At 36.9% G+C, this 12,643-nt stretch carries 7 protein-coding genes; all 7 read left to right on the top strand.

The annotated features are described in order from the left end of the window. Positions 1–4: 4 nt before the first annotated feature. The 7 genes from INE92_RS15265 (at position 5) to INE92_RS15295 (ending at position 12,581) form a co-directional block, all read left to right on the top strand. Positions 5–1,507 (top strand): RagB/SusD family nutrient uptake outer membrane protein, encoded by a 1,503-nt coding sequence (locus tag INE92_RS15265; RefSeq protein WP_008771507.1) that lies wholly within the window; start codon positions 5–7, stop codon positions 1,505–1,507. 11 nt (positions 1,508–1,518) lie between these two features. After that, the gene (locus INE92_RS15270; protein ID WP_004314581.1) at positions 1,519–2,379 is read left to right on the top strand and encodes a DUF4843 domain-containing protein; all 861 of its coding nucleotides are present in this window, start codon (positions 1,519–1,521) and stop codon (positions 2,377–2,379) included. A gap of 21 nt (positions 2,380–2,400) precedes the next feature. Then, complete coding sequence (locus tag INE92_RS15275) at positions 2,401–4,080, top strand: PKD-like family lipoprotein (protein WP_004314582.1); 1,680 nt, start codon at positions 2,401–2,403, stop codon at positions 4,078–4,080. Positions 4,081–4,113: 33 nt separating this feature from the next. Continuing rightward, on the top strand, positions 4,114–6,699 hold the full coding sequence (locus INE92_RS15280) for a zinc-dependent metalloprotease (RefSeq protein WP_008997411.1): 2,586 nt from the start codon (positions 4,114–4,116) through the stop codon (positions 6,697–6,699). A 14-nt stretch (positions 6,700–6,713) separates the two neighbouring features. Beyond that, positions 6,714–9,257: a zinc-dependent metalloprotease gene (locus INE92_RS15285; RefSeq protein ID WP_134993293.1), complete on the top strand. Its 2,544-nt coding sequence runs from the start codon at positions 6,714–6,716 to the stop codon at positions 9,255–9,257. Between the two features lie 81 nt (positions 9,258–9,338). Next, entirely contained in the window at positions 9,339–9,758 is a 420-nt protein-coding gene (locus INE92_RS15290; protein ID WP_004309031.1) for a carboxypeptidase-like regulatory domain-containing protein, read from the top strand. A 39-nt stretch (positions 9,759–9,797) separates the two neighbouring features. Beyond that, positions 9,798–12,581, top strand: a complete 2,784-nt coding sequence (locus INE92_RS15295) for an outer membrane beta-barrel protein (RefSeq protein ID WP_004309030.1) — start codon at positions 9,798–9,800, stop codon at positions 12,579–12,581. Positions 12,582–12,643 lie beyond the last annotated feature (62 nt).

The raw sequence follows: 12,643 nt of genomic DNA on the forward strand, positions 1-12,643 counted from the left end.
AAAGATGAAAAAATACATATTAATCCTATTAACGTCCGTAGTAACATTATCCTCTTGCAGCGACTGGTTCGATGTTACTTCAGGGTCTGAAATTCGAGAAAAAGATCATTATAGCACTCTAGCCGGATTCCAACAATCTTTAATAGGTTGTTATATTAGCATGACAGACAATGCCCTTTATGGTAAAGAATTATCCTGGTATGCAATTGAAATATTAGGTCATCAATTTAATCCTGTGACTTCCAATTCAAGTAATAGTAGAGAAATGCAAGAATATGAAAAATTCAATTACGACCACACACAAATATTCTCGGACATCGAAAATATCTGGGCTAAAGCATATTCTGTAATAGCCAATGCCAATGAAGCATTAACTAATATGGAAGGACAGGAGTCAAGTCTGAACGAAGTCTATTATCATGTTATCAAAGGAGAACTTCTTGCCATTCGTGCATATATACATTTTGATCTGTTGCGCCTATATGGATATGGTGATTGGAAAAACCGTTCCGCAGAACTAAACTCTAAAAAAACGATTCCATATGTAACAACTTTATCATCGATCCCAACTCCTCAACGCACAGGAAAAGAGACACTTCAAATGATTATCAACGATTTGGAAGCCGCAGAAAAATTATTAAAGGAATACGACCCGATCACAAAAAAACATCCGGCTTCTTATTACACAAGTATAGATGCAGATGGTTTCTTCAAAGATAGAACTTTACGACTCAATTATTATGCAGTCAAAGCATTGGAAGCACGTGTATATTTATGGGAAGGCAGTAAAGAAAGCATAGACAAAGCTTTAAATGCTACTGAAGAGATAATCACAGCTATCGGTGATAATGGAATTGTTATGGACGATATGTACACTTACTCCTACCTGTTACCAGAAATTTCTCAATCTAACCGTTCTCTAGCATCCGAAGCTTTATTTAGCCTAAATGTTTCAGACGTTACGTCCAAAATTACCTCATATATAATACCCAACTTCGTCAACACAGACTATACAGCTATGTATATATCTCCAACAGATGTTGAAAATATATATGAAGGCATAAATTCAGATGTTCGTTTCACACGAATGTTAGATCAAACCCAAAGTGATTCCAGAGGATATGTCCCTATGAAAATTCATCAAGCAAGTTTAGACGAATTCAATAAGAACCGCTTGTCTCTAATACGCTTGCCTGAAATATTCTATATTGCTGCAGAATGCTATGCAACAAGTGCAACCCCAAATCTTGACATGGCATTACAAAGGCTAAATAAGATTCGCGAAAACAGAGGTATCAGCACCCCTCTTGAAAATCTAAATGCAGATCAAATCATAAAAGAAATACAAAAAGAATATCACAAAGAATTCATTTCCGAAGGTGTCATGTTCTATTACTATAAGCGAACAGGGTGTAAATCTATTCCTAATTATAGTGAAGAGATGACAGATACGCAATATTTATTGCCTTATCCTACCTTCGAAATACAATCCGGTCGTGTACAATAAACAATATTAATATGAAAAAAATAATTATAAAATCAGTCTTAGCGATAAGCTGTTTCTCTTTATGCCTCATTAGTTGCGGCAAGGAAGAAATACCATATTTTGACAGTCAATATAATGCTGTCAGATTCAATTCTACGAATGAGTACGATGCAGAAACCGACATATTTAAAGGGAATTATTCTTTTCTGGAGAATCCCTTTGATGAATATGGTGAATATGAATTGCCTTTAGTTTTGGTCGGAAATGTATCGACAGAAGACCGTACTGTGAATTATGTAATCAATGCGGAGGAAACCACTGCCCCCGAAAACAGTTATGAAATAACTGCTGCAGTGATTCCCGCAAATAGTTTAAAAGGAACAATAAAAATAAGGCTGTTTAATACTGATGAAATACAAAATGGAGCATCATATAAACTTTATATCCAGCTAAAGGAGTCATCAACTCTAGGGTTAGGCCCTAAAGAATATATCACAGCAACAGTAAGTTGGAACAACAATATCATTGCCCCTCCAGCGACTGAACGATATGTATGGATGACATATAATTCACTAATAAAATCATCCCTAGCTCCAACCTCTTATTCTACAACAGCTTATAGTTCCAATGCTTTAAAAACAATTGTAACAGCTTTAGACTGGGATGATTGGGACGATATGACTGCGCATCCTGACCAACCACAGAGACCAACATATTTTACATATAAATATCTCGCCAATTATAGATTATTCGTAACAGACAAATCATATGAAGCTTATGCTGCAAAATTAGCGGATTATCTAAAAAAGTATCAGAAAGAACATCCCGATACCCCCCTAGTTCATAACGAAGGTAATTTGAAAGGACAAATTATAGAAGCCAGAACATATTAATTTATATAATTCTATAAAATTATGAAGAAAAATAATATAACTCAATTAATAATATTACTGCTGCCTAATATTCTCTGGTTTACTTCTTGTTATGAGGATAAAAGTTCATTTGTAACAAACCTTATTCCAGAAGTACAAATTAGTATAAACGATAAAAATCAAGAAAATTCAATATACGTAGGTTATCAATCTCCTGTCGATATTGTACCATCTATTACCCAAGATGGTTTTGATGGTTCTAATTTGCGCTATGAATGGGCTGTAACCGAGGAACCCTCAACTAATAATCCTGTTTATGAAATTATTGGTACAGAAAAAGACTTTCATGGTATTATAAATCGTCCTATATCAAATGGAGCCTATACGTTAAAATTGACTGTAACAGATGTAGCAAATGATAACTTACAATATATTTATTCTTGGGAATTATATGTACAAAGTAGCTTCCTAGACGGATTGTTGATCGCAGATAGTGAAAACGGAACAACAACAGATTTTACTTTGATTAACAATTCTCAAATAACAAATCAATATACAAAAGAAGAAAGAATATTCCGTCACATACTAGAAACTGCTAATGGAGCAGCATATGATGAATTATTGACTTCATTAACCTATGAGGTGATGGGGAACACAGCAATACTTGGTAGTTCTCACTTAAATCAGATTTGGGCTATTTCTTCCACAGGAAAAAGCATTCGTTTCAACTGTAAGGACTATTCAATAAACGGGACATGGGAAGATGAAAAAATATTTTTATATTGCCCCACCGATTTTCAAGTAAAATCTTATATTCGTTCTTCACAACTTTTCATCGCTTATACAAATAATGGACTATATTCATTCTTAAACGTAGCAGGTAACAAATTCTCTATGCCTAATTCTGTTTTTAATGGATTTGAAATCAATAACAATGTATATGCAGCAAATTCTTCATATAGTATTGGAGACAACCATTTAGTATGGTTAGATAAACCCAAAGGTGCCTTTTATTCCTTAAATGGCACGAGTTATAACACATGTACTCCGTATATCTCAAATCCGGATTTCGATCCTAATGACATGGGGAGTCAAACAGCTATTGCCGCAACAAGTTCTCAAGATGGCTCATTGGCCACTTTCTTACTTAAAGACGATAATAGTGGAAATTATGCTATTTACACTTTAAGCCAATATAAAGCAGAAGAAGGCTACTATGAAGATCCTGATAATTGGGAGGGATGGATTGTGACTTCACCAGAACAACCAGCAGCAGCAAAAAACAAATATATTATTCCAACGACAGGAAAAACCTTACTAGACAAAGCTGTATCTATTTTCTTCGGACATACAAATAATGTATTATATGTAGTAACAGATGCAGCTATATACTCATTTACTTACGGTATGGGAAATGAAGTATCTGTCTCCACCACCTCACAGTTTACCCCCAGTAACGGAGAAAAAATTACAAAGGCCAAGTTATATCAACAAGGGCAATATACCAATCAAATTAATGTAATGACTGGTAATCCACCAACTATTGCCCCAAATGCATGGAATAACAAAGCCCTCATTATTGTGACCCAATCCGCAGAATTTAACGGAAAAGTCTCAATTGTTCCGATGAAACAGGCCGGTGCAGGAACCTTGGATATTTCTAAAGCCCTAATCTATGATGGTTTTGGTAAAATCCTAGATGTAACAACAACCGGATATTAATCTAATTTCATAAAAATACATTAAAGAACTGATATGAAAAAGAAAATCCTCTTACTTGCAGCAATGGTGGTAGCTTCGTCTACCACCATTGACGCACAGCGTAAATTTCCATTCTTCTGGAAAAAAAAGAAGGCAAAAACAGAACAAACAACTCCTGCTAAAAAAGAAAGTGAATATGACAAACTATTCAAGAAAAAGCATGAAATAGCCAAAGGACTGATTACTCTCCATCTGCTGGATGGAAAAGTATATTTTGAACTTCCTGTGGATTTAATTAATAAAGATATGCTTATTGGTTCCACCGTTACCAGTATCTCTGATAATGGTAATGCAGTAGTTGGTTCCAAGCCGACCGATCTTCTTCACGTAGTATTCACACGCAATAAAACACATGTACAGTTACGTCAGGTAAACACTGACTATATTACTGGTAACACACAAATTGATGAAGCTTTACGCAAAAGTACACTGGGAGCAATTTTAAGCAACCAAAAGATTCAAGCATACAATAATGACTCTACTGCTATCGTTTTTGATATGAGCAGCGTCTTCCTGGGCGACAATAAAAAGATGAGTCCCTTCGACAAAAATTCTATTTATGGAATGTACAATCGTACAGAGAATTATCAATCCGACTGCTCGTACATTTCACAAATCAAGGCTTTCAAAGATAATGTTTCTATTAAAAGCTGTCTGTCATATACATTCTCTGTCAGCAATTCACAAGGAACATCACTCATAAAAGACCGTCCATTCACCGCAGAAATGACACGTTCCATCATGCTGTTAAAAGAAAAGCCTTATCGTCCACGTATGGCAGATTACCGGATCGGTGTATTTTTTACCGGACGCGAACAACTAGGCGAAGGAGCTAAAACGACCGTACCCGTTTACTATGCCAATCGATGGGATATACAACCGTCCGACACCGCCGCCTACTTACGTGGAGAGAAAGTGAAACCCACTAAACAGATTGTCTTCTACATCGATAATACTTTCCCAGAGAAATGGAAACCATATCTGCGGGAAGGAGTCACCCAATGGAATGAATTATTTGAACAGATTGGATTCAAAGATGTTGTAGCAGCCAAAGATTTCCCGACAGATGATCCGGAATTCGATCCCGACAATATCAAATATTCATGTGTCCGCTATGCTCCATCAAGCATTGAAAATGCAATGGGACCATCATGGGTAGACCCGCGAAGCGGAGAAATCCTGAATGCCTCCGTATATCTATATCACAATGTCATCAAACTTATCAGCAACTGGTTGTTCGTGCAAACAGCACAAGCCGATAAAGATGTACGCACAGTCAATATTCCGGATGAAATGGTTGGAGATGCGTTGCGCTATGTACTTTCACATGAAATCGGGCACTGTTTAGGGTTTATGCATAACATGGGAGCTTCTTCCACCTTCCCGGTAGATTCTTTACGTTCACCGGAATTCACACAGAAGTATGGTACCACTCCTTCCATCATGGACTATGCACGCTTCAACTATGTAGCACAACCTGGCGATAAAGAACGTGGCGTTAAATTGACTCCTCCCCGCTTTGGTGAATACGACAAATACCTCATTAAATGGACGTATACTCCAGTATTCAATGTTAATTCTGCAGAGGAAGAAGCAATTATAACAGGCAAATGGATCAGTGATGCCATTAAAGAGAATCCAGTGTACCGATATGGAAAACAACAAGTATATGGAGTTGTTGATCCCCGTTCACAAACGGAAGATATTGGTGACAACTCTATGAAAGCAACTCGATATGGCATCAAGAACCTTAAGTATATCATGAATAATCTGGAAAGTTGGATTTCCGAAGGTGACGATACATACGAATACCGTGAAGATTTATTTATTGGTATCGTAGAACAACTTGCAATGTACGTTACCCATGTAGCAGGCAATGTAGGCGGCTATTTTGTCAACGAAGTTAAAGAAGGGGACACAATGCCACGTTTTGCACAGATCCCAAAGGCACAACAAAAAGAAGCCCTGAATTACCTATTCGAGATTTATAACGATCTGAATTGGCTTGACAACAAAAACTTGTTAACTAAATTCCCAATTTCCGGTTCCCCTAAACAAACTATTCAAAACTTCATGTTGAGATATATACTGCCTGTACCTTTTCAGGTATCACAATACGAAGGATTAGAAAAAGATTCATTTACTGCTGCCGAGGCTTTCAACATGATATACAATTTTGTATGGAAACCGACCATTTCCGGATGTACATTAACAGAATCCCAAATGAATCTCCAGAAACAATATATATACATGATGATGCAAACTGCCGGTTTCACAATCAAAGGAGCTGGGAAAGCATTGGCCGGAGAAAAACCACTTGACATCAATCACCGCCAGTTCGGATATACTTGTTGCCAAGGACATGCTATCAAAGAGGATGTTATACACAACCCTGTAGCAGGTTTTGAATGGAGACCGTTGAATCGTTTTTCTATGACGGCTAAAGTTACACAAGCAGATGTATACGCATATATAGCTAAAGCCAAACAACTGATGAAACAAAAGGCAGCCAGTGCATCAGGGAAGACGAAAGCTCACTATGAATTATTATTAAAGATGCTCGACATCAACTTAAAATAAGGGAGGGACAAAAGATGAAAATACTATTTTTATGGTTGATGCCAATTTTGTTGATTATCGGATCAACAAATGAAGCCAATGCCCGCTCCAAAAAGAAAAAAGGAAAAGCAAAAACCGAACAACAGACTGACAGTGTTCAAAAGAAAAAAAAGAGTGTCTACGACAAGCTTTTCAAAGATAAGAAGAAACATACAGTCAATAAAGGGACAATCACAGTTCATCAGTACGAGGATAAGATTTATCTGGAACTACCGATTGAATTAATGGGACGGGATTTTTTAGTAAACTCTGCCATCACTACTGCAAGTGACATTTCGCTGGCGGGCACAAAAGCTGCTCAAAGCAGGTATCTGATTATTGATAAAACCGATTCATTAATATTATTCCGAGATCCGAAATACAATGTTCGCCTCAACGAACAGGACGATAATCAAGAAGCGGCTTTTGCATTATCTCGTAGTAATGCTATTTACAAAGCATTTCCAATTGAAGGATACACCAGCGATTCAACGGCTGTTGTATTTAATGCCACTTCCTATTTCTCTTGTTCCAATAAAGATGTACTCAATCTTAGCGGACGCAGTTATGGAGGTATGCTCACAATTGTAAGTGCTTCCCCTCAAAGTAAAACATCTTTTGTGGACTCTGCAGACGCATTCGACAATTGTATCAGTATCACTCAAAACTGTACTGCAAAGTTGAGCATCAGCATCATGGGATTCGTCTCCAAAGAGCAACCGGAATTAACCATGTCGGTACAAACAACACTAGCCCTACTGTCGAAAGAAAAAATGAACACCCGCGAAGCCAACCCACGTGTAGGAACAGGTTATATATCATACACAGACTATCGTAATGAAAAACGTTTCAAGAAAGGATACTATGTAACACGCCGTAATATAACGACACAACAACCTGTTGTCTTCTACATCGACACTCTGATTCAAGATAGCTGGGTAAAAGCCATCCAAAAAAGTGCAGATGAATGGAATATAATATTTGAAGACTTAGGAATAGGAAAACCAATCATAATAAAACCATATGAGAAAGATTCAACTTTCCGTGCTAATAACCCAATGATAAATACGATTGCTTTCCTGAATAACAACAACTCGGAAGTTACCGCATACAATGTCACTGACTTACGCACTGGAGAAATCTTAAGTACCAAGATAGGAGTACCACGCGACCTTGCCGTCAGCGTACGTCGTAATGGAGTATACCAAATGGCAGAGATTGATCCGCGCTTCCGGACTTATTACATTGCCGATGAGGTGATCTGTGAGAATCTGACAGCACGTATGCTAAAAGCATTTGGTCTTAGTTTGGGATTGGCAACTAATTTGGCTGGTTCTGCAGCATACTCCCCTGAGGAACTGCGTTCTCCTGAATTTACTCAAAAATATGGTATCACAGCTTCAGTCATGGACAACGTATTATACAATTATCTGGCACAGCCCGGTGATAAAGAAAAAGGAGTGGTATTGATTGTCGACAAACCGGGTGTATGTGATGCATTTACGCTCAAATATCTGTATGCCGCCACCAGTGAAAATGAATCAGACATGTTGAAGAAATGGGCTATGGAACACGATGGAGATCCACGCTATTTCTATGGAAAGCGTTCACCAGCTTATGCTACAGACCCGCGTTGCCAAAACTATGATTTAGGTAATGATCCGATAGCCTCTTTAGATGCACAAATCGCTCATGTGAAATATGTAGTTAAAAATAGTCCTGCCTGGTTTCACGACGATAATATCCCCAATGATTACCGGGAGCTATTTCCTGATTTTGTGATTATTGAATTAATCAATAAAACATTGTCACCTGTATCTTCTTATATCGGAGGTATTTATATCAATGAAGCCAACGAAAAAAGCAATGTTCCTTCATATCAACCGGTATCGGCAGATATGCAAAAGAAAGTCTTACAAAAGATATTCAGTACCTTCTATGATTTAAGTTGGCTGGACTCTAATAAGGATTTCTTGCGTTTAGGTGGTGTCAATCCTGATATGTCAGCATGGATTTACAATAACGGGTATCCAATGATGTCTTTGATGTTTCGTTTGATGCGTATGGGATTGAGTGTAGAGAAATCAACTAGACCTTATACCCAAGAAGCATATTTGAATGATATAGAGAAACAATTATTCAAAGAAACTTTAAATGGGAAACCTTTAAGTGCTCCAATGATTGCACAACTGTCTGTATATATCAATTCTTTAAAAGGAATGTGTCCGACATTAAAGGCTATTGACAAGGCTGTATCAACAAGAATAACTTCCATTGCTCTCAACGAGCAAACTAATCATAAGTTACAATCATTAGGGTTGCTGACAACTTTTGCCTCTATATCTGCAACAGAAGAGCAATCGGGTATGGAACCTATGACTGCTGTCAATTTCTATGTCGGTACGGATATCGAAGCCATTTGCTATGATAAGTTGAAAAGTACACGTCGCTATTTGATACAAGCTCGTTCTTTGGCTAGTAATGATATTGAACGTGGAAAATGCGATTATTTGATAGCGATGATTGACAGGGTAATTTAGCCTTTCCTCTACCATTCAACGTGTATGTTTATAAAAAGTTTAGTGATAGTAAAATGTATAACAATAAAAAAAAATTATATTATGAAGCAGATTATTTTATTCATTGTATTCATATTTACTATAATGATGTGTTCTTTTGCACAAGAAGCCCCCTCCTCTCCAATAATCAAGGCAAGAGACAATAAAAGTACTGAGTTTTTCAAAAACAAAAAACTTCAATCTCCGATCTCCCCAATGGTCCTTTTCAGTCAGAAAATCACAGGGGTTGTTTATACTGAAGGAGGAAAAGAGGTACTAATAGGCGCGAGCGTTATCGAAGTGGGTAGTACTAATGGTACTATAACTGATATTGATGGAGAATATAGTATAGGCATTTCTAAGGCCGACAAAAAAATTCTCCAAGCAAGTTATCTGGGTTATGAAACAAAACAAGAAAGAATTGGAGGCCGTAGGGTGGTGAACTTCTTCCTAAAAGAAAGTTCACAAGCCTTAGACAAATAAAACCACACACTATCACTAAACTTTTTATAAAACAGCAATATGAAAAAATTTATTTCTATTTTTTTATTGTTATACATTACTTTACCGATAAATGCTCAAGATAAAACAAATGAGCTATCGGGATTTATTATACACAAACAAGAAAATGGGTCTAATGGTTCATTAGACGGTGCCAATATCTTTTTGATCTATGCAAAAGACACACTGAAAACAACAAGCATAAATGGAGTATTCCGTTTCAAACCCATAAAAACAGGAAAAGCAAAACTCATTATCACTGCAATAGGGTGTCGGAAAGTTGAAAAAGAATTAAATATAATAGCTGGAAAGAATTCTAATCTTTACATAGAAATTTTGGATGAATCCATCCAACTGGAGGAAGTCACCATCAAGGGCAGAATCCCCATTGTGACCCAAAATGGCGACACGCTAATATTCAACCCGAAGGCAGTCAACATACAAGAAGGGGATGTCGCTATGAATATAGTCGAGCAACTTCCCGGAACAGAGACTGACGACCATTCCGTCAAAATCATGGGAAAACAAGTAACCAAAACTTATATAGACGGCAGACTAATATTCGGAAGTGACCCAATGGCAGCACTAAAGAATCTTTCTGCAACAGATGTATTAAAAATCAAGGCTTATGATGAATATGAAAATACGAAAACAAAAAAACTAATGTACAGAGGGGATCTCACCAGAGTGCTCAACATAGAAACCAAAAGCAAACTCATCAGCTCATGGAAAGCACACCTATTGGCTAGTACAGGCAGCAACATGGACTCAAAGAACGACAGAGGAAAGTTCCGTAAAGGGCTCGGACTCACCACTAACTTTTTCTCCGAGAAATTTTTACTCACAAGTAATGTATTTCACAATAATATCAACCGAAAATCAAATAATATCAAAAATGTTCTTTCCATTTCCGATCCTGGTAGTACTTACAACGAAACGACTTATGCAGATCTGGCTACGGAACGCTCATGGGACACAGAAAATGGAACATACGGTACATTTAGAGCATTTTACACTTTCGGATATAATCGCGATAATACAAATACACGATCCGAACAACATTATTTTCCTGGCAACAATTATCAGCAGCGCCTTTATGAAGAACAAAATAGCAACAGTGACAGAAAACAAAATCACTATTCCGAATTTTCTTTCTCCAATTCAAATGACAAATGGGGAGAATTCCGTTGGAACCAGCTTATAACATATAACAACAACAAAGATTGGCAATCGCTTTACATCTATAATGAAGAAAACAATCTTCAAACATCGAAAAGCCTGATGCATTACGATAATCTAAACAAGAATTTTCATGTGAAGGAAGATGTCAGTTATGTCAACAGTATTACCGACAGAATCGGATATACATTAGAAAGTTCAGTAGATATAAATAAAGGCAAAAATCATTCATTACGGATAGACACATTAGAAAGTTCGACAACACAAACTTATCTGACTATTCCATCAAAACTCCGCAATACGGAGTGGAACGGCAATGCGCAATTAATATATATACTGAATCCAGAAAATGACACCCAAATATCTTTTGACTATTCCGTTAAATACGAAAACGGATGGAAACACCAATTCGCCTGGAATATGTTGAGCCCCACAAATCCACAAACAGACGAAGCCAATACATATAGTTATAAAATAAATAACCTGACACAAAAACAGGAAGTTTCATTTCACTTTTTTCCCTTTCAAAAAACAAGTTGTGACATTTCAGCCGGACTGAAGGAAACTACACTTAAGCGGAAAGAAAAAGAAATGGACAACTACCGTAAAACATTCATCTCTCCAACAGTAGCAATATCTTTTGTGCATACAGATATAACAAAGTCATGGAGTGCCGCTTACAGACTGCATAATTTTGCACCAAACATAGTGCAGTTACGCCCACAAATAGATAACAGCAATCCTTACATGCTGCGCAGTGGAAATCCCAACTTAAAACAATCATATCTACATTCGTTCCTCTTCAATTGCAATCGTATGTTAGGAAAACATAACCACACCATAGGTGTTATTATCAATGCCTCTATCCGCCAACACTCTCCTGTTGCAAAGACAACCTATTACAATGCCGAAACTTATCTATCGGGATTGCAATACACAGCACCTGCACACAGTTCTCTAATTAGTTTTGAAAACGTAGAAGGATATTGGGACATAAAAGGCAAACTGATATGGCAGGCTCCTATACGTAGTATAAAATCCAAATATGCCTTATCTACCGGATTCAACTACGAACATAACCCATATTATATAGGAGAAAATAAGACTACAACACGTACCTATGATCCATCGCTCGAACATTTTCTACTCTGTAATCTAACTAAAAGATTAAAAATAACAATCAGTGCCAATACTCATTATGTACATAGCATCAATACTGAAAATTATACAAGTAAAACATTCTATCAAACGGCAGGAGCAACATTTGATATAAGCCAAATATGTAAATACTTCTATCTAAGTAGTCATTATAATTTCATTTTCAGCCGTGATTATGGAATCAATAAAGAGATTAACCGCAATCACACCCTAAACTTGAACATAGGCTGTAAAGTGTTAAATCGCAAAGGAGACATTAGTATTGCCGCATATGATCTACTAAATAGTCATCGGACTTTCAACAGCCAAATGTATTCCAACTACATTCAAAACACGTGGACAAATTATTATGGACGGTTTTTCACCATAAATTTTGCTTATCGGTTTGGTAAAGTGAAATCGAACTACGAAGGTACTACAAACGATGGAAGCATACGCGAATATAGGCCGATGTCAGATAAAATGTGAATTTCATAGCTATCCAAATGAAAGATAACTATACCAGTTATATTGACCGAGAAAACTTCGGG

Origin of the sequence: Bacteroides xylanisolvens, from assembly GCF_018289135.1 — a bacterium.
GTDB classification, from domain to species: domain Bacteria; phylum Bacteroidota; class Bacteroidia; order Bacteroidales; family Bacteroidaceae; genus Bacteroides; species Bacteroides xylanisolvens.